Raw genomic sequence first — 22,106 nt, 5'->3', positions numbered from 1 at the left:
TTACTTAAAAAACTTAAATTTAAGATGAGAGATATAAAGCAAGTTCGTCGCTAATGAGAAAATTAGGATTAAAATATCTTTTATTTTTGTAAAAAAGTTTTTTTTCTTTTAATAATATATTTATTTTGTCTTTTTGCCATTGATTGAGTTTTGTTTCATCAATCCCTACTATACTTCTAAGTCCTAAAAATAGATGTTCTAAATTCAAGTCTTTGGAGCTTAGTTGCTCTATAGATCTAAAAGTAGGATTTTCTATGTAATTTTTTAAATTTTTTGCTGTATAAAAACGCTTATTTTCATAAAATCCTACTGCACTTAATCCACAAGCTAGGTAGTTTTTTCCTTGCCAATAAGCAAGATTATGTTTGCAAATTTGGGCTTTGGTTTTTGAAAAATTACTGATTTCATATTGAAAAAAGTTAAGCTCTAGAAGTTGTTTGATGAAAAATTTCATTAAATTAGGAGCATTTTTTTTGAAATGTTCTTTTTTGGCAAAGGCTGTGTTTGATTCTATGGTTAAATTATAAGCACTAAGGTGTGTGATTAAAGCCTTGATTTGTTTTAAGTGTAAGAGTTCAAATTCAAGCATTTTTTTATTGTCTAATTTTGTATCATAAATAAGATCTAAATTGATATTTTTAAAACCTACTTTATTTGCATTTTCTAATGCTTTGATAATCATTTCTTGATTGTGAATTCTTCCAAGAAAGTGAAGTTTTTTAGGATGAAAACTTTGAGCTCCAAAAGAAATGCGATTAACTCCTAGATTTTTCATATTTTTAAGCCAATTTAATGTTGCTGAGTTGGGATTAGCTTCGCATGAAATTTCTACATTTTTATCTAGCAAGGGATATAAAATTTTAAAAATATCTTCATAATTATACGCATCAACACAACTTGGTGTTCCTCCGCCTATGAATAAGGTTTTAATTTGATTTGATTGAATGTTAAATTGTTTTAATTGAAAAACAATATCTTCTTTTAAAGCCTGAAAATAAGCTTTTTCATAATCATTTTTTTTCAAACTTGTAAAAGCGCAATAATTACATTTGCTTTCACAAAATGGAATATGGATATAAAAATGCATAAAAACCCTAAAATATTTTATTAAATTTTTAATGTATTTTAATAAAAATTTGATTTGATTTAGGTTAAAATTATATTCTTGAGATTTAAGGAAAAATATTGTGGAAAACGAGAAAAATTATAGACCAAATGTTGCAGCTATTGTTTTATCAAGTTCTTATCCTTTTGAGTGTAAGATTTTTATAGCTAAAAGAAGTGATATGGATAATATTTGGCAATTTCCACAAGGAGGTATTGATAAAGGTGAAAGTGTCAAAAACGCTTTATTTAGAGAACTAAAAGAAGAAATAGGCACTGATGAGGTTGAAATCATTGCTGAGTATCCAGAATGGTTGAGTTATGATTTTCCGAGTAAAATTGTTAAAAAAATGTATCCTTATGATGGACAGATTCAAAAATATTTTTTAGTGCGTTTAAAACACGGTGCTACAATCAATATCAATACTAAGCATCCTGAATTTGATGATTATCAATTTGTGAGTGTTAAACAAATTTTTGAAATGATTAATCATTTCAAAAAAAATATTTATGTTAAAGTGATCAAATATTTTGAAGAGAAAGGTTATATCTAAAATGCTTATAGTTCAAAAATATGGTGGAACAAGCGTTGGAACACTTGAGCGTATTGAAGCAGTAGCCAATAGGGTTATCCAAAGTGCGCAACAGGGTAATCAACTTGTTGTTGTAGTATCTGCAATGAGTGGGGTGACAAATACTCTTATCGAGCAAGCTGAATATTTTAGTAAAACTCCTAATGGTAAAGATATGGATATGCTTTTAAGTAGCGGAGAGCGTGTAACAAGCGCTTTACTTTCTATTGCTTTAAATGAAAAGGGTTATCCTGCTATATCATTTTCTGGAAGAAAAGCGGGAATTATTACGGATAGTGTTTTTACAAAGGCAAGAATTCATCATATTGATACAAAAGCGATAAAATCAGAACTTCAAAATGGTAAAATAGTCGTTATAGCAGGTTTTCAAGGTGTAGATGAGGAAGGTAATGTAACTACCTTAGGGCGTGGTGGAAGCGACTTAAGTGCTGTGGCGGTAGCAGGTGCCTTAAATGCGGATTTGTGTGAAATTTATACCGATGTTGATGGGGTTTATACAACAGATCCAAGAATTGAACCAAAGGCAAAGAAATTGGATAAAATTTCTTATGAAGAAATGCTTGAACTTGCAAGTTTGGGTGCAAAAGTTTTGCAAAATCGCTCTGTAGAGCTTGCAAAAAAATTAAATGTTAACTTAGTAACTAGAAGTAGTTTTAACAATAACGAAGGAACAATGATAACAAAGGAAGATGGAATGGAACAAGCTTTAGTAAGTGGTATTGCTTTGGATAAAAATCAAGCAAGAGTGACTTTAAGAAATGTAGAAGATAAGCCTGGAATCGCAGCTGAAATTTTTTCTGTTTTAGCAAATGAAAATATTAATGTAGATATGATTATACAAAATGTTGGAGTTGATGGCGCTACAAATTTGGGTTTTACGGTTCCTCAAAATGAACTTGAATTAGCTAAAAATGCTATGCAAAAAATTTTAAGCTCAAAAACAACTATAGAAAGTGATAGTGCTGTAGTAAAAGTTTCTATAGTCGGCGTAGGCATGAAATCACATTCAGGAGTGGCAAGTAAAGCTTTTAAAGCTTTAGCTGATGAGGGGATTAATATCGGTATGATTTCTACTAGTGAAATAAAAATTTCAATGATAGTTCATGAAAAATACGGAGAACTTGCAGTTAGAGCACTACATGAGTGCTACGGACTTGATAAATAAATGAGTGATTTTTTAAGTTTTACTCTTGAAAATATTCGCAATGGCGGAGCTTTTATGGCATGGTTGGAGTCGCGTCGTTTAGAATGGGCTCCTTTGATGGCTGCAAGACTTAAATATCTTTTAGAGGGACGCACTTTTGTCTTAATGTGCGATGAACAAAGATCTTGGTATGAAGAGTATTTTTTAAAAAATATAAATTCAAAAGCCGCTCGTCCCATGCTTCCTTTTGTGTCGTTAAATTCTTTATGCAAGAAGAAAGTACAAAGTTCAGAAGATATAGCTTTACTTAATGACTTGCTTGACATTTCTTTTCCTAATGGTTATGTGTATTTTTATATAGGAAGTGCTTCTGATAATAAATCTTTAATCGCTAAATCAAGAGATGATAGTTTATTGTGGCTTTTTGATGAGCAGTTACAAGATAGTTTTTATTTAAATTCTAAAGATAAAGACTTGGATATCAAGCTTATTAGTTTATATCAACTTTTTGATGTAAGTTTGGATGCAATATTATTTTCCAGGGTGCAATTAGGATAAATATTTTGTTTATTAGTAAGATTATTATCAGTGAAGATTTTTTAGGTATTAAAGAAGAAATGATTAATAATTTTGGTATTAAAAAATTAAGATTTTTTATGCCACAAAATGAATTTTTACTTGATGATGCAAGAGCAGTTGAAAAAGAAAGCTATATCGCAGAAACCGAAGAAAAAATTATTGTTTTAATGGCGGATTCTTATAGGATAGAAGCACAAAATTTTTTACTTAAACTTCTTGAAGAACCTCCAAAAAATATTAAATTTCTTATTGTGATACCTTCTAAAAATTTACTTTTACCTACTATAAAATCACGTCTTATTTGTGAAAAAAGAAAAGTTGAAAAGGAAGTTAAAAAACTTGATTTAGATCTTAAAAGAATGGATTTAAGAATGCTTTTTGATTTTTTGCAAAAAAATGAAAATTTGGATAAAAATGAACTTATGGATCAAATCGCATTGCTTGCTAAAGAATGTGTGAAATATAAAGATTTTAACGCTGAAGAATTAGAGTTTTTTTATGAAAGTTATGAGCTTGCAAAATTAAATTCTAAAAGCGGGGTGCTTTTAGCTACTCTTTTGCTAAATTACTATACAAAGAAATAAAATGAAATTTTTTAAAATCAATCCAAACACCGATTTTAATTTGCTTTGTTCTTTCATAAACCCTCATAAAATGGGACAAAAGATTATGAGTGAAAAAACAAAAATTCATTTTATTTTTATCAAAGATATTTCTACTCCTGCGGCAAATATTTTAAAACAAGATGCTTTAAGAGTAGGAGCTGAACTTATTACTCATAAAGAAGTAATTACTGCAAAAATCACTCATTCAAATGCACTTTTAATGGCAAGTAAAGAGCAAATTCAAAAGCTTATTGCTAAAGAAAAACTTCAAGATTTTGGACTTAAAAATTTGGCTCTTTTTTTGCAAAAAGATTTTTTAAAACCAAAAAAAGCTGAGCTTATGGCAGTGATTAATGTCAATGAAGACAGTTTTAATGCAAAAAGTCGTGTGAGTGAAGAAGACTTTGAAAAAAGGCTTAATGACTTTCTTGCTTTAAAGCCTGAATATATCGATATAGGTGCGGTTAGTTCAAGACCTGGGAGTGAGTATTGTGGTAAGGAAGAGGAATTTAAAAGACTGAAAAAAGTACTTGACTTAATTTATGAGAAAAATTATTACGAACAAGCAATTTTTAGTTTAGATAGTTTTGATGAATATTGTCTAGAATATGCTTTAAATAAGGGTTTTAAACTCATTAATGATATTACAAGTTTAAGAAATCTTAATCTAGCCAAACTTGCAAGTAAATATGGGGCAAAATATTGCTTAATGCACATGCAAAACAATCCAAATAACATGCAAGATAATCCTTTTTATGAAGATTTGCTTGATGAGATGACTTTGTTTTTTAAAGAAAAACTTGAGCTTTTGGAAAGTTTTGGAGTAAAAGAAAGTATTTTAGATGTGGGTATTGGCTTTGGAAAGAGTGCGGGGCATAATATGATTTTAATCAAACACTTAGAACATTTTTTGCAATTTAATAAACCTTTACTTATAGGTGCGAGTCGTAAAAGTGTGATTAATGCGTATTTTCAAAGTGAGATTAAAGATCGTTTAGCGGGAACTTTGTATTTGCATTTAAAGGCTTTTGAAAATGGTGCTAGTATTATAAGAGTGCATGATTTATATGAACATAAACAACTTTTTGCTTTAGCGCAGGCAATGGATAATATAGGAGTTTAGATGAAAAAAGAAGAGTATTTAGAAAAAGTTGCTTTAGCCAATTTGTGGATGAGGGCATATTATGAAAAAGATGAACCCTTGGCTAGCGATGAAGAATACGATGTTTTAATCAGAGAATTAAGAGTTTTTGAAGAACAAAATAAAGATGAAATTTCAAAAGACTCTCCAACGCAAAAAATAGCCCCTACTATACAAAGCGAGTTTAAAAAAATAGCTCATTTAAAGCGTATGTGGTCGATGGAAGATGTGTTTGATGAGAGTGAGCTTAGGGCTTGGGCAAAACGCGCAAAATGTGAAAAAAACTTTTTTATAGAGCCTAAATTTGATGGAGCGAGTTTAAATTTGCTTTATGAAAATGGTAAATTAGTAAGCGGTGCCACTAGGGGCGATGGCGAAGTGGGTGAGGATATAACGCTTAATGTTTTTGAGATAGAAAATATACCTAAAAATATAGCCTATAAAGAAAGGATAGAAATTCGTGGAGAAGTGGTGATTTTAAAAGATGATTTTGAGAAAATCAACGAAAAAAGAGCCCTTTTAAATCAAAGTTTATTTGCCAATCCACGCAATGCTGCAAGCGGGAGTTTAAGGCAGCTTGATACAAGCATCACTAAAGAAAGAAATTTGAAATTTTATCCTTGGGGAGTAGGGGAAAATACCTTAAATTTCACCAAGCATAGCGAGGTGATGCAATTTATCAGAGAGCTTGGTTTTTTAAAAGATGATTTTATTAAGCTTTGTGCTAATTTAGATGAGGTTTTAAAAGCTTATGATGAGCTTTTAGCTCTAAGAGAAAAAAAGCCTATGATGATGGATGGAATGGTGGTAAGAATTGATGATCTTGCACTTTGTGAAGAATTAGGTTATACGGTAAAATTTCCAAAATTTATGGCAGCTTTTAAATTTCCTGCACTTGAAAAAACCACGCGTTTAATAGGTGTAAATTTACAAGTGGGAAGAAGTGGAGTGATCACTCCTGTGGCGGTTTTAGAACCTGTAAATTTAGATGGGGTTGTAGTAAAATCAGCCACACTCCATAATTTTGATGAGATTGCAAGACTTGATGTTAAAATCAATGATTTTGTAAGCGTGATAAGAAGTGGCGATGTTATCCCTAAAATCACTAAGGTTTTTAAAGATCGTAGAGAAGGTTTAGAGATGGAAATTTCACGCCCTAAGCTTTGTCCTATTTGCCAAAGTGAGCTTTTGGATGAAGGAACTTTAATAAAATGTCAAAATATAGACTGTGAAGATAGACTTGTAAATTCTATCATTCATTTTGTTTCTAAAAAATGTCTTAATATCGACGGGCTTGGAGAAAATATAGTAGAGCTTTTATACAAACACAAAAAAATCACTACTCTTGAGAGCATTTTTCATTTAAAATTTAGTGATTTTGAAGGTTTGGAAGGCTTTAAGGAAAAGAAAATTAACAATCTTTTAAATGCTATAGAACAAGCAAGAGAGTGTGAGCTTTTTCGTTTTATCACAGCTTTAGGAATAGAGCATATTGGCGAGGTTGCGGCTAAAAAATTAAGCTTAAGTTTTGGTAAAGAGTGGCACAAGCAAAGCTTTGAAGCTTATGCCAATTTAGAAGGTTTTGGAGAGCAAATGGCTTTAAGTCTTTGCGAATTTACGCGTGTTAATCATGTAAGAATTGATGAGTTTTACAAGCTTTTAAATTTGAAAATAGAAAAACTTGAAATCAAAAGCGATGGCGTGATTTTTGGTAAAACTTTTGTGATTACAGGCACTCTTTCACGCCCAAGAGATGAGTTTAAGGCTTTAATAGAAAAGCTTGGAGGTAAGGTAAGTAGTTCGGTTTCTAAAAAGACTGACTATGTGCTTTTTGGAGAAGAGGCAGGTTCTAAGCTGATTAAGGCTAAAGAGCTTGAAGTAAAATGTATAGATGAAAGTGCTTTTAATGAGCTTGTTAAAGAATAGTTCTTATATTTTAACGCTTTTAAGCCTTTTTGGCTTTTTGCTAACTTGGCAAAGGACTGTTTTTTCTTTATTTTTTTTAATTCCTATTTTTTTAACACTTTTTTGGGAATTCTTTTTATTTTTAAAGCTTAGAAAAAATATTATAAAAGAAGCTACTTTGATTAAGGGAAGTTTGTTTTATCGTATTAGTATAGGGGATTTTTATCTTTATATTTTTAGTTTTTTCTTGGCGATTTTTGGACTTATTTCTTTATTTTTAAATTTTTTAAATCTTGAAAAAATTGATTTTGTTTTTATATTTATAATTTTGCCTTTATTGATGATATTTTTAAAAAAAGAATTACATTTGCAATTTGTAGATAATGCTTATAATGACTTTAGAATAGTTGTTATCGCTAGTTTTTTTACTGCTTTATTTTATGCATTTTATGGGCTTTTTTTTACTTACAATGAAATTTTAAATTTGGAACTTTTTTCTAGGAAAATCATTGCCTATAAGAGTGCTTCTTTTGTTTATTTTGATTTTTTGTCTGAATTTTTACATTTTATTTCAAATTTAAAATTTTTTATTTTTTCTTATTTTGGATATTTGGGATTTAGGGCTTTAAATTTTATTTTTGATTTTTTTAATTTTTTTATGTTTTGTTCTCTTTTGGCTTTTGTTTTTAATTTTGTTTTGAAAATAAAGATAAAAATAATTGTTTTATTTTTGTGTTTTATCATGGTTTTAGCAAGTTATTTTTTAAAAGAGCAAAGAAATAATGCCTTAAAATCCGAACAAGAACAAATACTTTTATGGATGAATAATTTTGATTTTTTAAAAGATCATAATTTAAGTTTAATTCAAAAAGAAAAAGATCTTTTTGAAAAAGATCTTAAAGATCTTAGAGAAATTTTTAAAAAAAATGCTTTTGAAATAGGCATTTGGTGGTTTTCTAAAGAAAAAGAAGACTTGGAAAAAAGAATAAATGAGAGTTTAAAATGAGATTTGATTTTTTTGTTTCAAAGCGTTTAAATATCAGTAGAAATAAAGCTTTAGAGCTTATAGAAAATGAAGAGGTTTTGCTTAATGGTAAAAGTTTTAAAGCTTCTTTTGATGTGAAAAATTTTTTAGAAAATTTAAAAAAAACGCAAGATTTAAATCCTGAAGATATACTTTTAACTGATGGGTTAAAATTGGATCTTTTAAGTGAAATTTATGTTTCAAGGGCGGCTTTAAAATTAAAAAATTTTTTAGAAGAAAATGGTATTGAAATAAAACATAAAAATTGTCTTGATATAGGATCTAGTACGGGTGGTTTTGTGCAAATTTTACTTGAAAATCAGGCTTTAAAAATCACTGCTCTTGATGTAGGTAACAATCAACTCCATCTAAGTTTAAGAACAAATGAAAAAATTATCTTGCATGAAAATACAGATCTTAGAACCTTTAAAAGTGAAGAAAAATTTGAACTTATTACTTGTGATGTGAGTTTTATTTCTCTTATTAATTTACTTTATTATATCGATAATTTAGCTTTAAAGGAAATTATCTTACTTTTTAAGCCTCAGTTTGAAGTAGGGAAAAATATCAAAAGAGATAAAAAGGGTGTTTTAAAAGATGATAAGGCAATCTTAAAGGCAAGAATGGATTTTGAAAAAGCATGTGCTAAATTGGGTTGGCTTTTAAAAAATACGCAAAAATCAAGCATTAAAGGAAAGGAAGGTAATGTTGAATATTTTTACTACTATATCAAAAATTAATATTACCTCTTTAGCCATAGGTTGTTTTGATGGTATGCATTTAGGACATCTAAAACTTGTAAAATGTTTAGATGAGAATGGGGCTTTATTAGTTATTAATAAATTTAAGGGTCAATTTCTTTGTTCAAATCGTCAAAAAGAAGAAATTTCAGGAAAAAAAGTTATAGAAGTGGATTTTGAAAATATAAAATCTTTAGATGGTAAAGATTTTTTAAGCTTTTTGAAAAAAGAATTTGTCAATTTAAAATTTATAGTGGTGGGATATGATTTTTCTTTTGGGAAAAATAGGGCTTATGATGCTAAAGATATTGAGTCTTTAAGTGGGATAAAAACTATAATAGTTGATGAATTTAGCATAGGCGGAGTAGGTGTTCATGCAAGTTTAATTAAGGATTTTTTATCAAAAGCAAATTTGCAAAAAGCAAAAGAATTTTTAGGAAGAGATTATAGTATCAAAGGGAAGATGATTAAAGGACAAGGTTTGGGCTCTAAAGAACTTTTTGCGACTATAAATTTAGATTGTGAAGGTTATTTTTTGCCTCAAAATGGTGTTTATGCTACTTTGTTAAAAAGTCAAAGAAAAATTTATAAAAGTGTGAGTTTTTTAGGTATAAGGTCAAGCGATGAAAATTTTGCCATAGAAAGTCATATTTTAGAAGAATTGGGTGAAAAATTCACACAAGGGGAGTTTTTCGAACTCGAGTTTATATCTTTTCTAAGAGAGAATCAAAAATTTCAAGATCTAAAAAAGCTTAAAAATCAAATTGCTAAAGACATAGAGCAAGCTAGAGAATTATTAAGGAAAAATGATGAAAGATGAACTTTTTAAACAAAGCCCTAAAAAACAATTTGAATTTGATAAAAGCGTGGCTAGTGTTTTTGATGATATGATCAATCGTTCTGTGCCATTTTATAGAGAAAATTTAGAACTTTGTGGCAATTTATTGGCTAAAATTTTATCTACAAATGCAAGTGTTTGTGATTTGGGCTGCTCAAGTGCTAATTTTTTGATTTTTTTGGCAAATCTAAGAAAGGATTTTAAACTTTTTGGCGTGGATAATTCCGCTTCTATGCTCGAAGTTGCAAAGTCAAAAGCTAAAGCTTATGGGCTTGATATAAGTTTTTTTGAAGCTAATTTATGCGAATTTGATTTTTTTGTTTGTGATGTTTTTGTGGCAAATTATACCATGCAGTTTATTCGCCCTCCTAAAAGACAAGAATTGCTTGATAAAATTTATAAAAATTTAAACTCTAAAGGCATTTTGATTATGAGTGAAAAAATCCTTTATGAAGATGCTTTTTTGTCTAAAAATATCATAGAACTTTATGCCGATTATAAAGAAAAACAAGGCTATTCTAAATTTGAAATTGCAGCTAAAAGAGAAGCTTTAGAAAATGTTTTAATTCCTTATAGTCAAAAAGAAAATTTAAACATGCTAGAAAAGGCAGGTTTTAAGAAAATAGAAAGTATTTTTAAATGGGCAAATTTTGAAACTTTTATAGCTTTTAAGGATTAGAAATATTTTCATCTTCCCATTCATCTTTTGGAAAACCTACCTTATACGCATTAACACAATCTTGACTGATGATAGCTTTGTGTCTGCATTCTAAACTTCTTTTTTTCGCTTCTTCAGGGTGATTTTGATAATATTCTACACTTTTGGTTTGTTCGCATGCTGCAAAAAATATACCAATAAGGCTTAAAAAAAGAGTTATTTTCATGGTAATTTTTCCTGTGTTATATTAACATCATCGCTAAAGATAGAACTTTGATTGTTTTCTGTTGTTTTGGAAGGATAAATTTCAGAAGGTGTTTCTGTTATAGGTGGTATTATAATACTTTCATTATTTTCTGAACTTTGGTTAATATCTTTTGTGGTTTTTTCTTTTTTTAAATCATTTTGTTTTAAAGTTTCTAATATCTGATTATCAGATTTTTTTGGTGTATTTGGACTGTATTTACTCTCTTCATTTGTTGGTTTAACACCAACTTTTAATGCATTAATACAATCTTCGCTAAGAGTTCCGCTTTCTTTGCATTCTTTCGCTTTTTCTTTTGCTTCGCTAGGATGATTTTTGTAGTAATTTTCTGTTTTGCTATCGCAAGCTGTTATATTAATAACTATTAAAATCGTAAGTAAAATACTTAGTCTTCGCATTTATCAATCTCCTAAAATTTTTAATATCTTAGCAAACTTGTATAAAGCAACGATAAATTATTTTTCTTCATTGTAAGAAAAAATAGGCAAAGACCATTGATATTTGATAGCTAAAAGCCTTGCAAAAACTCCTATAAAAAGAGTTAAAAGTGTGCAAACTAAGGCATTAAGCTCAAGCCAAATTATTAGAGAATAATAGATTGCTCCTGCAATTATGGCAATTCCTGCATAAATTTCTTTTTGAAACACCAAGGGGATTCTCATACATAAAATATCTCTTAAAATTCCACCAAAAACACCGGTAATTACAGCAGCAGCAACGGCTATGATAAAGCCATGGTTTTGATCTATGGCTATTTGAGCTCCAAGTATGCTAAAAACAACAAGTCCTATAGCATCAAGAGTTAGAAATAAAGTTTCAAGCTTGGTTACTACGCGCGGAATTTTTGTGGCTACAAGGGCGCAAAAACAGATTAAAATAATATATTCAGGATGTTTAACCCAAGTTAAAGGATAATGTCCTAAAAGCACATCTCGTATGCTTCCGCCTCCAATTGCTGTTACGAGAGCAATAAAAATAACTCCAAAAAGATCCATTTTATGGCGTCCTGCAGCTAAAGCTCCTGTCATTCCTTCTGCGGAAATACCTATAATGTAAAGAGTGGTTATTGTAAGAGCATTTATCTCCATAATTTATACCTTAAAATTTATCACAATTTATTTGATACTGTTTAATATTTTCATTATTTACTTCATGGTTTGGTACTTGATAGCATTCTTTAAATTTCGGAGTTTTAATAATTTTTACATAAAAACTTGGTATAGCAATACGGTTTTTAATGTATTGTGGTTCTTTATCGTAAAGTACCAAATTTAAAACCTCGATACTTTGAAATTTGAAAGCCAAATTTCTTTCTCTTTGCTCGATTTCATTCCAAATTTTATTATTTATTTGTGCAATTTGTGGGGTAATATTGCTCATTAAAAATACTGAATTTTGAGCAGCTTTACTAAAGCTAAAAGAAGCATTAGGCGCAGTGTGTCCTCGTGTGTAACTACTGTTTTTATAATCACTCCAAGTAGTGCGGTATTTTTTAGGAATATTTGTATCATCTTCAAAGCGAGGGCGTTTTTTGATTTGTTTATCTTTTAAATTTGAAGCTTCTACTTTATAAGCAACGGCTTTTGTGCCTTTGAGTTTATAATCATAGCAATTTAGATAAAAAAACTTATCTAAGATTTGCGAGCAATTTATATTGTTAAAATAAGAAGAAAAATCAGCACTAGGTTTGTAAGGTTCTAAGGCAAAAATATTAAGAGATATAGCGAGTAAAAAGATGAAAATTTTCATTTAAGTTCCTTATCTTTACTTTTGCAAAGATGATTTAAAAAACATTCTTTACATAAAGGTTTTTTAGCTTTACAGGTGTAGCGTCCAAAAAGAACCATGGCTTGATGAAGATAGTTAAGATTGTCTTTAAATATGCCTGTTAAATCTTCTTCTGTAGCTTCTGGAGTTTTTGCCTTGCTAAGTCCTAAGCGGTGAGAAACTCTAAAAACATGAGTATCTACAGCCATGAAATTTGCTCCGCACCATTCTATTAAAACTACATGAGCGGTTTTTTGTCCTACGCCTGCTAAGGATTTTAAATTTTGTTCATCAAGGGGAATTTCTCCGCCAAAATTTTCACAAACTGCTTTTGCCATTTTTATAAGATTTTGTGCTTTATTATTAAAAAATGAACAAGTTTGTATATAGGTTTTAAGACTTGATAAATTTGCATTTGCAAGGGATTTGATATCAGGATAAGCTTTAAAAAGATCAGGAGTGATGAGATTGACTCTTTTATCAGTGCATTGGGCTGAAAGCATTACGCAGACTAAAAGCTCATATAAATTTGAAAATTTAAGCTCTGTTACAGGCTTGTCAAAATGTTTTAAAAAAAGTTCTTTGATTTCTAAATTTCTTTTCATTTTTTAATTTTAGTTAATTAGCTTTAAACCAAGTTTAGATATAATTGATTTTATATACATTTTATTAAAAAGGAAACCTAATGAAAAAATTTTCTTTAGTCGCAGCAGCTTTGATTGCAGGTGTAGCTTTAAATGTAAATGCAGCTACAGTAGCCACTGTTAATGGCAAGAGCATTAGTGATGCAGAAGTAAGTGAATTTTTTGCCCCTATGCTTAGAGGACAGGATTTTAAAACTTTGCCAGATAATCAAAAAAAAGCTCTTATTCAGCAATATATTATGCAAGATTTAATTTTGCAAGATGCTAAAAAACAAAATTTAGAAAAAGATCCTTTATACACAAAAGAACTTGATCGTGCAAAAGATGCAATACTTGTTAATGTTTATCAAGAGAAAATTTTAAATACTATTAAAATTGATGCGGCTAAAGTTAAAGCTTTTTATGATCAAAATAAAGACAAATATGTAAAACCTGCAAGAGTGCAAGCAAAACATATCTTAGTAGCGACAGAAAAAGAAGCTAAGGATATTATTAACGAACTTAAAGGTTTAAAAGGTAAAGAACTAGATGCTAAATTTAGCGAGCTTGCTAAAGAGAAATCAATTGATCCAGGTTCAAAAAACCAAGGTGGTGAGCTTGGTTGGTTTGATCAATCAACTATGGTAAAGCCTTTTACAGATGCTGCTTTCGCACTTAAAAATGGTACTATTACTACAACTCCAGTAAAAACGAATTTTGGTTATCATGTAATCTTAAAAGAAAATTCGCAGGCTAAAGGTCAAATCAAATTTGATGAAGTAAAACAAGGTATTGAAAACGGACTTAAATTTGAAGAATTTAAAAAAGTTATCAATCAAAAAGGCCAAGATCTTTTAAATAGTGCTAAAGTGGAATATAAATAATGGGTGTTTTAGACATTGTAAAAGCAGGGGTGATTAGCGGAGATGAGCTTAATAAAGTTTATGACTATGCTAAAGCAGAGGGTTTTGCTATCCCTGCTGTTAATGTTGTAGGAACTGATTCTATTAATGCGGTTTTAGAGGCTGCAAAAAAAGTTAATTCTCCAGTTATTATTCAGTTTTCAAATGGTGGGGCAAAATTTTATGCAGGGAAAAATTGTCCTAATGGAGAAGTTTTAGGTGCAATTAGTGGGGCTAAACATGTGCATTTACTTGCTAAAGCTTATGGTGTACCTGTGATTTTACACACTGATCATGCTGCAAGAAAACTTTTGCCTTGGATTGATGGGCTTATTGAGGCAAATGCACAATATAAAAAAACCCATGGACAAGCTTTATTTAGTTCTCATATGCTTGATCTTAGCGAAGAAAGTTTAGAAGAAAATCTTAGCACTTGTGAAGTTTATCTTCAAAAACTTGATGCTTTAGGTGTTGCGCTTGAAATAGAACTAGGTTGTACAGGTGGCGAAGAAGATGGAGTGGATAATACAGGTATTGATAATTCCAAGCTTTATACCCAACCAGAAGATGTAGCTCTTGCATATGAAAGACTTGGAAAAATTAGTGATAAATTTTCAATCGCAGCAAGCTTTGGAAATGTACATGGAGTTTACAAGCCAGGAAATGTTAGCTTACAACCTGAAATTTTAAAAAATTCGCAAAAATTTGTAAAAGATAAATTTGCTTTAAATAGCGATAAGCCTATAAATTTTGTATTTCATGGCGGTAGCGGTAGTGAGCTAAAAGATATTAAAAATGCAGTAAGCTATGGCGTAATTAAGATGAATATTGACACAGATACTCAATGGGCTTTTTGGGATGGGGTGCGTGAATATGAACTTAAAAATAGGGCTTATTTGCAAGGACAAATTGGAAATCCAGAAGGTGATGACAAGCCAAATAAAAAATACTATGATCCGCGTGTTTGGTTAAGAAGCGGTGAAGAAAGCATGATAAAACGTCTTGAAATCGCTTTTGAAGATTTAAACTGTATAAACAAAAACTAAGCATTTTAAAGGCTTAGTTTTATTTTGTTTTAAAAATTTTTATCAAATTAAGTAGCAATCTTTAAAATAAAATTTTTAATGAGGTATTGGTTTCATGGATATTAAATCAGATGAAATTTCAGAACTTGTTTTGCCTGAAGGCAAAGATGCAAGAGGTTCTTTGGTTTATTTTAAAATTATTTTTATTCCAGCTTTTCTTTATATTTTGATTTTATTGGGTTATTTTAATGTAATTGACTTTAAGGTCGAATTACATACGGTTATTATGACAGGTGTGATTTTTTTTACAGCATTGATTTTTGCTAGACATAGTGCTGAGTATGCGTATAGTATTTTTGAACAACAAAAAGATGAATTTAAACAGGCTTTAAAAAGACATATTATGAGGCATTTTCTTGCCATAGGGAAAGACACGAAATCAAATGCCAATTTTGATGACTTTGCTTATACATATATTAAGGGTGCAAGAAATGAGAATTTTGCTAGTATAGGTTCGGCAATTTTTCCAATGATGGGAATTTTAGGAACTTTTATCAGTATAGCTTTTTCAATGCCAAATTTTAGTTCTAGTGATACAGCCGCTTTAGAACAAGAAATTGCAGATTTGTTAAGTGGAGTGGGAACTGCTTTTTATGTTTCAATTTATGGAATTTTTCTTGCATTATGGTGGATGTTTTTTGAAAAATATGGTAAAAGCAAAATAGATCGTTTGCTAAATCGTCAAAAAAACGCTACAAGTGGATTTTTTTGGACAAAAGAAGAGCTTGATCAAAGATATTTAACTGAGAGTTTGCAACATTTTGAAAAAATTGGAGCAATTTTTAAACAAGTTAGTAATGATGATTTTTTTGCAGAGCTTGATCATGCTATTGATAGAAAATTTGGTATTTTCCAAGATATGCTAAATATAGAAGAAAAGGCTATTAGATTAAGTGGTGAACACATCAAACAAACCATGGGTGAGCTTAGTAAAGCACAAAGAGATCAACGCGATCTTGGAAAGCTTTATAGTGAAATGTTAAATGGTATAGGTTTGCTCAATCAAAATTTAAAAGAAATCAATACAAGAATGTCAGAACAATATAATCGCTTGCTCGATATCAGTAGTGATAAAATTCATCATCTTGATAAGACGCTAAGTGCATTCGATGAAAAAGTAGAGCGTTTTGGTAAAAATTTTGAACTTTATGAAAAAGCAATGTTGGAAAGTCAAGAAAAGGTTTTTGAGGGATTTAAAGCAAGCTTGTTTGAAGGTATGCATAAATTTAAAGAAGTATATGAAGAAGAAAAAAGTATTGATGCTAAAATCAAAATGATGGATGAGCTTAAAAAAGAAATGAAAGCACTTGATGAAGAAACAAGTCAAATGATGAGCAAGCTTTCTGGGGATGAAAATCAGAATAAAGGAAATGAAACCAAACAAATAGAAGATTTTTCAGAGTCTAAGACTGAAGAAAATCAAGATGAAATTCAAGCAGAAATATCTAAGCAAGAAAGCAATGATGAGCTAAAAAACGAAGATAAAGAAAATAAATGAAAAATGAGTCAAAAGAAGATAGCAATTTTTGGATAGCTTATGCTGATTTAATGGCAGGATTGCTGTTTGTTTTTATTTTGCTAATAGGTGCTATTGTTGTAAAATATGTTTTAACTCAAAGTGATTTAAAAGAAATCAAAGACAATCTCAATAAACAAGAGGCACGCTTAGAGGAGAGCAAAGAAGAGCTTAGAAATAAAGAAGCCATAGTGTTTAAACTAAGTTCTGATTTAAACAATGCTTCTAGTGCTTTAAATCTTGCTAATTCTCAAAAAGCAGAATTAGAGGCTAATATTACAAATTACAAGCAGTTAAGCAAAGATTTAAACTCAACTTTAGATAATAAAGATAAGCAAATTTTGATTTTACTAGGTCAACTAGAGAAAAAAGATGAAGAGCTTAAAAATTTACAAGAAGATTTTCAAAAAGCTAAAGAAAAGGTGCAAAATCTTGGTTTTATTCGTGAAAATTTAAGCAAGGAATTGCAAAGCAAACTTGATAATAATATCACTATAGATGAAAAGACAGGATCTATTTCTTTGCCTGCTGAAGTACTTTTTGATAAAGATTCTTATGTGTTAAAAAATGAGGCAAAGGCAAGTTTGAGAAAAATCTTAAGCGAATATTTTGATGCTATTCTTGAAGATCCAAAAATTTTTTCCAACATTGAAAATATCATTATTGAAGGACATACTGATAGTGATGGATCTTATATTTATAATTTAGATTTGTCGCAAAAAAGAGCTTATGAGGTGATGAATTTTATCTATACTTTTTATAAGAGTGATAAGCTTCAAAAGCTTTTAATGGCAAGTGGACGTTCTTTTTCAGATCCTGTGTTTGTCAACGGAGTTGAAGATAAGGACAAGAGTCGTCGCATAGAAATAAAATTTAGCATTAAAAATGATAATGCTTTAAAGGATGTAGAAAAATTCTTTGAATTTCATTAAAACAATTAGTCCTATACAAAAAATCAATTTCAACGGATTTGAATTTTATATTAAAAGAGATGATTTATTAGGGGAAATTAATGGAAATAAAGCTAGGAAACTTGCTTTTTATATCCATCAAAGATATCCTAAAAATCAATCTTTTGTAAGTTATGGAGGAAGCCAAAGTAATGCTTTGGCGGCATTAAGTATTTTTGCTAAACAAAGATCATATAAGCTTGTTTTTGCTTGTGAAAAAATTTCTACTTTTCTTAAGAATAATCCTTGTGGAAACTATGCTTTAGCTTTAGAAAATGGTGTTGATTTTGTAGAAAATATCCATTCTTTATCCTTAAAGCAATTTGCTTTGTCTTTGTGTAAAAAAGATGATATTTTTATAGAACAAGGCATAGCTAATTTAGAAGCTCAATATGGCTATATGGAACTTGCTCAAGAAATTCAAATGCAAAGTCAAAGTTTAAAGCTTGATTTTGATATTTTTTTACCTTCGGGTACAGGCACTTCGGCAGCTTTTTTGGCAAAGTATTCTAAATTTAAAGTATTTACTTGCGCTTGTGTAGGTGATATTAAATATCTTAAAAAACAAATTTTAACATTAGATCCAAGCTATGATTTTTCAAATTTAGAATTTTTAACAAGTGATAAAAAATATCACTTTGCTAAGCCGTATAAAGAATTTTATGAGCTTTATATGGATTTAAAGTTAAAGTGCAATATAGAATTTGACTTGTTGTATGATATTTTAGGATTAAGTATAGCATTAAAACAAGAGTGGAAAAAACCATTGCTTTATATACATCAAGGTGGAATTTTAGGAAATTCCACTATGTTAGAGAGATATAAATTTAAAAAATTAGTTTAAAATTCCATAGATAAAAATGATTAAAATAATCAAAGGTACTATATATTTTACATAATAAAACCAAATTCCAAACCATGAACTTTTAAGTGTATTGTTATTGCTAAGTTCTTTTAGACTTTCTTGTTTGCCTAAAATCCAACCTACATAAATACAGCAAAAAAATGCAGTTAAAACAAACAAAATATTTCCACTAATGAAATCAAAACTATCAAAAATGTTTTTTCCTTTGATGATAACAATATCACGCCAAGGCCCATAAGTTAGAATACAAGGAAGATTGCCAAGTATGAAGATAAACCCTAGAGTTAGGTTAATAGAAAGATTTTTAGAATATTTAAATTTTTCTTCTAATACGCTAATAATAACTTGATAAATTGGCAAGCTTGTGGTTAAAGCTGCAATCAAGAGTAAGACAAAAAATAAAATACACACAATGGTGCCAAAATGGATATGAGAAAATGCTATAGGTAAAGTTTCAAAAACCAAAGAAGGCCCGCTATCTGGAGCAAGTCCCGCTGAGAAAAGTGCTGGAAAAATCATAAAACCAGCCAAAACAGCTATGATGGTATTTAAAACCCCTGTATAAATAGCGGTTTTTGCCATATTTTCATTTTTATTAAGATGAGATGAAAGTGTTATCATTACTCCAAAACCTAGGGATAAAGCAAAAAAGACTTGTCCTAAAACATCGATTAAAAGTTTTGGTGATAAAATTTTACTAAAATCAGGTTCAAGATAAAATTTAACTCCAGCCATAGCTCCATCAAGGGTTAAATTGCGTCCTACAACAATAATAAGACAGATAAATAACAAAGGCATTAAAAATTTTACGGATTTTTCTATACCATCTATAATGCCTCTTTTTAAAATAATATAATTAATAATTACAAAAACAGTGGTAAAAATACCAACTCCTAAAGGATTGAAGGCTATTTTGTCGTTAAAAAACTGATGAGTAAATTCTTTGCTTACTACATTGGCAAGACTAAAATTCCCTAGGGTTAATTCCCAAATATAAACTAAAACCCATCCTCCAAGTACCATGTAGTAAGCCATTATGCCAAAGCTTCCTAAAAGTCCCATATATCCAATACTTTGCCATTTTTGTTTGAAAGCATCTACGCTATTTGTCATCGCTTTTCTGCCTATGACATTTTCAACTAAAATAACAGGAATGCCTATGATAATCATAGCTATACAAAAAACTAATACATAAGCACCGCCACCATTTTCTCCTACAAGATAGGGAAAACGCCAAGTTGCTCCAAATCCTATGGTTGCTCCAGCAACTGTTAGAATATAAGTTAGTGTACTACTCCATGTTTGTCTTTGCATGATTATCCTTTCGAAAAAGAATTATTTTACCTAAAAATAACTTTAAAAACTTATAAGCTATCCATATAGCTTATATCGTAAGTATTTTTTAAGCGTTTGTGTATCGTTTCGTGCCAATTTTGAGATATGAGAGAGTTTAATTTTTCTAATTTATCTAATAAAATCGGATTTTGTCTAAGAGCTTGATGTGGGGAGTAAAAAAGTTGATTGAGTTCAAATACACTAAGTGAAGTAGAATTTTTTTCTAAAATTTTAATATTTTCATACTTTCGTATTTGTCCAACTTGTAAAACTTTATAATACCATCCACTCAAGCCCGTTTTAAAAATTTCATGTGTAAAATTTGAATTATTGTGAATTTTAGAAATTTTTACACAAGGTTTTCTAGGTTCGCTTACTTGCAGTATTGCATTTGAAATTTGATGTATATCACCTATGCAAACATTTTGTTCACAAAGCCCATCGATGCTCAAATTTTCACCCATTGAGCCAAAATTTAGCTTTTTATTAAGAAATCTTTCCCATATAGGATAGTTTTGACAAGAGTTGGCAAAAATAGCCTTATGGTAGCCTCCATGATGAATTTTATCAGCTATTTGATCATCTAAAATACCTAGAAAATCAATTTGTGTTTCTTCTAGGTAAGTATCTTTAATAAATGCGCTTTGGAAATTTTTATAGTTTTTAATTTTCCCTATTTGCAAACTTTGAATTTTCATGGTTCTAGTTTTTTTAATAAATCATCAGCACTGATAAAACCCGTGATTTTTAATTTTTCTTTTCCATTTTCAAAGAAAATTAAAACAGGTGGACCAAAAACATTAAATTCTTTCATGGTTTTAATTTGTTCATTATTATTTTCGCTTACATCAACTTTGATAAGTTTGTAATTTTGCATTTTTTGTATGATTCTTTCATCGCTAAAGGTTAATTCATCTAAAAGTTTGCAATTTTCACACCAAGATGCAGTAAAATCAAGCATTATGGGCTTTGTATTTGTTTGTATTTCTTGCTTTAATTGTTCAAAATTGTTGATATAATCATAGCTTAAAGCATGTTTTGAGGCAGATATAGTATTGAAATTTAAAGGATTTAAGAAATTTTTAGCCCCAAAAAGTCCTCCTAGGAAAATACTTAGAGAATAAGCTAAAATAAGAATTAAAATACTTTTTTTAATTTTAGAAATTATTGTAAAACTTTTTTCAAAAATTCCCATAAAAACACTAAAAAATACACCTAAAATTCCATAGGCAATTAAAATGTAATTTTCTTCAATAATTCTAGAAAGTATCCAAATAGCCATAGCCAACATAACAAAACCAAAGAAAATTTTTACTTTTTCCATCCAAAAACCAGGTTTAATAAAACCTAATCCTAAGCCTATGAAAAGCAAAGGTATACCCATGCCAAAACTCATGATAAAAAGTGCACTACCACCTAATAAAGCATTGCCTGTATTGGCTATATAAATTAAAGCACCTGCTAAAGGAGCTGCTACGCAAGGACCTACTATTAAAGCAGATAAAAATCCCATGATGGCTATACCTACAACTCCCTTCCCTTTTTCGCTTTTTTTATGTATAAAGGTTTGAAATCTTAATGGCAATTCAAAACGAAAAGCTCCAAACATAGCAAAAGCAAAAGCTATGAAAATTAGAGCAAAAAGAATTAAAATAATAGGTTTTTGTAAAATTCCTTGAATACTTGCTCCTAGAAAACTTGCTATAACTCCAGCAATAGCATAGGCTAAAGACATGAAAAAAACATAGATAAAAGAGAGAAAAAAACTATATTTTTTTGAAAATTTAGCATTACTTTTTGCTACGATAAGAGAAGATAAAATCGGAATCATAGGTAAAATACAAGGTGTTAAGGAGAGTAAAAGTCCATAGCCAAAAAAACTTAGCAAAATCCAAAAAAAGTTATCTGTTGCTAAAAAATTTGCTATAGAGCTTTCTTCAGATTCAATTTTAGTTTTTTTATCTGTTTTTTGAGCTTTGTAAGGTTTTGAAATTTCAAAAGCATCTTTTTTAGAAATGAGATCAAAGTACCAAGTTTGAGGATTATAACACAAGCCTTGTTCAGAACAACCTTGAAATTCGAGTTTGATTAAATTTGTGGTATTTTTTGCAAAGTGCTCTAGTAATAAATTTGGCAAAGCTAAATTTAATTTTTGATAATAAACATTTTCATTACCTCTTGTAGAACTTTGAGGTAGATTAATCAAAGAACTTATATCTTTTTCGTTTATATATAATTTAAGTTTATTAGAATAAAGATAAATATCTTTTCCAAGTTCAATATCAATTGAGATAGAGTTATTATAAGAGTTTGATTTTACATTAAAAGCTTCATTTAAAGACAATATAGAAGCAAAACATAAACAAAAACTTAATAAAATAATACCAAAAATACGCATAAATTTCCTAAAAGCTTATTTTTTCCTTTATTTTTAACTTCAATTATAATTTATTATGGTAAATTTGCT

General features: G+C 29.5%; 24 protein-coding genes. 15 read left to right on the top strand and 9 right to left on the bottom strand.

All coding sequences use genetic code 11. From position 1 onward, the window contains the following. Positions 1-19: 19 nt before the first annotated feature. Complete coding sequence (gene hemW, locus AJN56_RS02315; protein ID WP_002855221.1) at positions 20-1,087, bottom strand: radical SAM family heme chaperone HemW; 1,068 nt, start codon at positions 1,085-1,087, stop codon at positions 20-22. Between the two features lie 100 nt (positions 1,088-1,187). On the opposite strand from hemW, the gene AJN56_RS02310 reads away from it, so the two are divergent. From AJN56_RS02310 to cmoA, 10 genes are read left to right on the top strand one after another with little or no spacing between them, the layout of a single operon-like run. Continuing rightward, complete coding sequence (locus AJN56_RS02310) at positions 1,188-1,658, top strand: RNA pyrophosphohydrolase (RefSeq protein WP_002854797.1); 471 nt, start codon at positions 1,188-1,190, stop codon at positions 1,656-1,658. A 1-nt stretch (position 1,659) separates the two neighbouring features. Then, positions 1,660-2,862 (top strand): aspartate kinase, encoded by a 1,203-nt coding sequence (locus tag AJN56_RS02305; protein WP_002854935.1) that lies wholly within the window; start codon positions 1,660-1,662, stop codon positions 2,860-2,862. Beyond that, positions 2,863-3,399, top strand: a complete 537-nt coding sequence (locus AJN56_RS02300; protein ID WP_002855029.1) for a HobA family DNA replication regulator — start codon at positions 2,863-2,865, stop codon at positions 3,397-3,399. A gap of 5 nt (positions 3,400-3,404) precedes the next feature. Then, the gene (locus AJN56_RS02295; RefSeq protein ID WP_002855117.1) at positions 3,405-4,004 is read left to right on the top strand and encodes a DNA polymerase III subunit delta'; all 600 of its coding nucleotides are present in this window, start codon (positions 3,405-3,407) and stop codon (positions 4,002-4,004) included. A 1-nt stretch (position 4,005) separates the two neighbouring features. Next, positions 4,006-5,148 (top strand): dihydropteroate synthase, encoded by a 1,143-nt coding sequence (gene folP / locus AJN56_RS02290; RefSeq protein WP_002855124.1) that lies wholly within the window; start codon positions 4,006-4,008, stop codon positions 5,146-5,148. After that, positions 5,149-7,092 (top strand): NAD-dependent DNA ligase LigA, encoded by a 1,944-nt coding sequence (gene ligA / locus AJN56_RS02285; protein ID WP_070246381.1) that lies wholly within the window; start codon positions 5,149-5,151, stop codon positions 7,090-7,092. After that, complete coding sequence (locus AJN56_RS02280) at positions 7,073-8,077, top strand: hypothetical protein (protein WP_024088100.1); 1,005 nt, start codon at positions 7,073-7,075, stop codon at positions 8,075-8,077. Before ligA ends, AJN56_RS02280 begins: the two co-directional genes overlap by 20 nt. Continuing rightward, positions 8,074-8,835, top strand: a complete 762-nt coding sequence (locus AJN56_RS02275; protein ID WP_002868894.1) for a TlyA family RNA methyltransferase — start codon at positions 8,074-8,076, stop codon at positions 8,833-8,835. The genes AJN56_RS02280 and AJN56_RS02275 overlap by 4 nt, the downstream gene beginning before the upstream one ends. After that, positions 8,801-9,655, top strand: coding sequence for a bifunctional riboflavin kinase/FAD synthetase (locus AJN56_RS02270; RefSeq protein WP_011812722.1), 855 nt, complete (start codon positions 8,801-8,803; stop codon positions 9,653-9,655). The genes AJN56_RS02275 and AJN56_RS02270 overlap by 35 nt, the downstream gene beginning before the upstream one ends. Next, positions 9,642-10,352, top strand: a complete 711-nt coding sequence (gene cmoA / locus AJN56_RS02265) for a carboxy-S-adenosyl-L-methionine synthase CmoA (protein ID WP_079254181.1) — start codon at positions 9,642-9,644, stop codon at positions 10,350-10,352. The genes AJN56_RS02270 and cmoA overlap by 14 nt, the downstream gene beginning before the upstream one ends. On the opposite strand, the gene AJN56_RS02260 is transcribed toward cmoA, so the two are convergent. Genes AJN56_RS02260 through nth form a run of 5 tightly spaced genes read right to left on the bottom strand, consistent with a single transcriptional unit; the run spans position 10,342 to position 12,968 of the window. Then, positions 10,342-10,563, bottom strand: coding sequence for an EexN family lipoprotein (locus tag AJN56_RS02260; protein WP_079005306.1), 222 nt, complete (start codon positions 10,561-10,563; stop codon positions 10,342-10,344). The two genes, cmoA and AJN56_RS02260, sit on opposite strands and share 11 nt — an antisense overlap. Next, entirely contained in the window at positions 10,554-10,994 is a 441-nt protein-coding gene (locus AJN56_RS02255; RefSeq protein WP_002868898.1) for an EexN family lipoprotein, read from the bottom strand. The genes AJN56_RS02260 and AJN56_RS02255 overlap by 10 nt, the downstream gene beginning before the upstream one ends. A gap of 57 nt (positions 10,995-11,051) precedes the next feature. Continuing rightward, the gene (locus AJN56_RS02250) at positions 11,052-11,684 is read right to left on the bottom strand and encodes a trimeric intracellular cation channel family protein (protein ID WP_002852232.1); all 633 of its coding nucleotides are present in this window, start codon (positions 11,682-11,684) and stop codon (positions 11,052-11,054) included. 10 nt (positions 11,685-11,694) lie between these two features. Beyond that, entirely contained in the window at positions 11,695-12,345 is a 651-nt protein-coding gene (locus AJN56_RS02245) for a DNA/RNA non-specific endonuclease (RefSeq protein WP_002857159.1), read from the bottom strand. After that, a complete protein-coding gene (nth, locus tag AJN56_RS02240) occupies positions 12,342-12,968 on the bottom strand; it encodes an endonuclease III (RefSeq protein ID WP_002857170.1) in 627 nt (208 codons plus the stop codon). The genes AJN56_RS02245 and nth overlap by 4 nt, the downstream gene beginning before the upstream one ends. A gap of 80 nt (positions 12,969-13,048) precedes the next feature. On the opposite strand from nth, the gene peb4 reads away from it, so the two are divergent. From peb4 to AJN56_RS02215, 5 genes are all read left to right on the top strand, one after another. Beyond that, positions 13,049-13,870 (top strand): peptidylprolyl isomerase PEB4, encoded by an 822-nt coding sequence (gene peb4, locus AJN56_RS02235; RefSeq protein WP_002856774.1) that lies wholly within the window; start codon positions 13,049-13,051, stop codon positions 13,868-13,870. Next, the gene (fbaA, locus tag AJN56_RS02230; RefSeq protein ID WP_002856965.1) at positions 13,870-14,934 is read left to right on the top strand and encodes a class II fructose-bisphosphate aldolase; all 1,065 of its coding nucleotides are present in this window, start codon (positions 13,870-13,872) and stop codon (positions 14,932-14,934) included. The genes peb4 and fbaA overlap by 1 nt, the downstream gene beginning before the upstream one ends. Before the next feature lie 94 nt (positions 14,935-15,028). Continuing rightward, positions 15,029-16,471, top strand: a complete 1,443-nt coding sequence (locus AJN56_RS02225; protein ID WP_002857090.1) for a MotA/TolQ/ExbB proton channel family protein — start codon at positions 15,029-15,031, stop codon at positions 16,469-16,471. Beyond that, positions 16,468-17,421 (top strand): OmpA family protein, encoded by a 954-nt coding sequence (locus AJN56_RS02220; RefSeq protein ID WP_002854811.1) that lies wholly within the window; start codon positions 16,468-16,470, stop codon positions 17,419-17,421. The genes AJN56_RS02225 and AJN56_RS02220 overlap by 4 nt, the downstream gene beginning before the upstream one ends. Next, complete coding sequence (locus AJN56_RS02215) at positions 17,408-18,283, top strand: 1-aminocyclopropane-1-carboxylate deaminase/D-cysteine desulfhydrase (protein WP_002855258.1); 876 nt, start codon at positions 17,408-17,410, stop codon at positions 18,281-18,283. Before AJN56_RS02220 ends, AJN56_RS02215 begins: the two co-directional genes overlap by 14 nt. Here AJN56_RS02215 and AJN56_RS02210 read toward each other — a convergent pair. Genes AJN56_RS02210 through dsbD form a run of 3 tightly spaced genes read right to left on the bottom strand, consistent with a single transcriptional unit; the run spans position 18,275 to position 22,037 of the window. After that, a complete protein-coding gene (locus AJN56_RS02210; protein ID WP_002852070.1) occupies positions 18,275-19,618 on the bottom strand; it encodes a sodium-dependent transporter in 1,344 nt (447 codons plus the stop codon). The two genes, AJN56_RS02215 and AJN56_RS02210, sit on opposite strands and share 9 nt — an antisense overlap. A gap of 50 nt (positions 19,619-19,668) precedes the next feature. Beyond that, positions 19,669-20,337: an MOSC domain-containing protein gene (locus tag AJN56_RS02205; protein WP_002856871.1), complete on the bottom strand. Its 669-nt coding sequence runs from the start codon at positions 20,335-20,337 to the stop codon at positions 19,669-19,671. Further along, positions 20,334-22,037 carry a protein-disulfide reductase DsbD gene (gene dsbD, locus AJN56_RS02200; protein WP_070246380.1) on the bottom strand — a complete coding sequence of 568 codons (1,704 nt, stop codon included), beginning with the start codon at positions 22,035-22,037 and terminating at the stop codon, positions 20,334-20,336. Before dsbD ends, AJN56_RS02205 begins: the two co-directional genes overlap by 4 nt. Positions 22,038-22,106: the final 69 nt, after the last annotated feature.

Origin of the sequence: Campylobacter sp. BCW_4319, assembly GCF_001764435.1 — a bacterium.
Classification (GTDB): Bacteria; Campylobacterota; Campylobacteria; order Campylobacterales; family Campylobacteraceae; genus Campylobacter_D; species Campylobacter_D jejuni.
The sequence above is the reverse complement of the archived record's forward strand: the minus strand, read 5'-3'. Positions and strand labels throughout refer to the sequence as shown.

Coding starts and splice junctions, on each gene's coding strand:
- hemW (WP_002855221.1), bottom strand. CDS start 1,087: ATGCATTTTTATATCCATATTCCATTTTGTGAAAGCAAATGTAATTAT.
- AJN56_RS02305 (WP_002854935.1), top strand. CDS start 1,660: ATGCTTATAGTTCAAAAATATGGTGGAACAAGCGTTGGAACACTTGAG.
- AJN56_RS02300 (WP_002855029.1), top strand. CDS start 2,863: ATGAGTGATTTTTTAAGTTTTACTCTTGAAAATATTCGCAATGGCGGA.
- folP (WP_002855124.1), top strand. CDS start 4,006: ATGAAATTTTTTAAAATCAATCCAAACACCGATTTTAATTTGCTTTGT.
- ligA (WP_070246381.1), top strand. CDS start 5,149: ATGAAAAAAGAAGAGTATTTAGAAAAAGTTGCTTTAGCCAATTTGTGG.
- AJN56_RS02280 (WP_024088100.1), top strand. CDS start 7,073: ATGAGCTTGTTAAAGAATAGTTCTTATATTTTAACGCTTTTAAGCCTT.
- AJN56_RS02275 (WP_002868894.1), top strand. CDS start 8,074: ATGAGATTTGATTTTTTTGTTTCAAAGCGTTTAAATATCAGTAGAAAT.
- AJN56_RS02270 (WP_011812722.1), top strand. CDS start 8,801: ATGTTGAATATTTTTACTACTATATCAAAAATTAATATTACCTCTTTA.
- cmoA (WP_079254181.1), top strand. CDS start 9,642: ATGATGAAAGATGAACTTTTTAAACAAAGCCCTAAAAAACAATTTGAA.
- AJN56_RS02255 (WP_002868898.1), bottom strand. CDS start 10,994: ATGCGAAGACTAAGTATTTTACTTACGATTTTAATAGTTATTAATATA.
- AJN56_RS02250 (WP_002852232.1), bottom strand. CDS start 11,684: ATGGAGATAAATGCTCTTACAATAACCACTCTTTACATTATAGGTATT.
- AJN56_RS02245 (WP_002857159.1), bottom strand. CDS start 12,345: ATGAAAATTTTCATCTTTTTACTCGCTATATCTCTTAATATTTTTGCC.
- nth (WP_002857170.1), bottom strand. CDS start 12,968: ATGAAAAGAAATTTAGAAATCAAAGAACTTTTTTTAAAACATTTTGAC.
- peb4 (WP_002856774.1), top strand. CDS start 13,049: ATGAAAAAATTTTCTTTAGTCGCAGCAGCTTTGATTGCAGGTGTAGCT.
- fbaA (WP_002856965.1), top strand. CDS start 13,870: ATGGGTGTTTTAGACATTGTAAAAGCAGGGGTGATTAGCGGAGATGAG.
- AJN56_RS02225 (WP_002857090.1), top strand. CDS start 15,029: ATGGATATTAAATCAGATGAAATTTCAGAACTTGTTTTGCCTGAAGGC.
- AJN56_RS02220 (WP_002854811.1), top strand. CDS start 16,468: ATGAAAAATGAGTCAAAAGAAGATAGCAATTTTTGGATAGCTTATGCT.
- AJN56_RS02210 (WP_002852070.1), bottom strand. CDS start 19,618: ATGCAAAGACAAACATGGAGTAGTACACTAACTTATATTCTAACAGTT.
- AJN56_RS02205 (WP_002856871.1), bottom strand. CDS start 20,337: ATGAAAATTCAAAGTTTGCAAATAGGGAAAATTAAAAACTATAAAAAT.
- dsbD (WP_070246380.1), bottom strand. CDS start 22,037: ATGCGTATTTTTGGTATTATTTTATTAAGTTTTTGTTTATGTTTTGCT.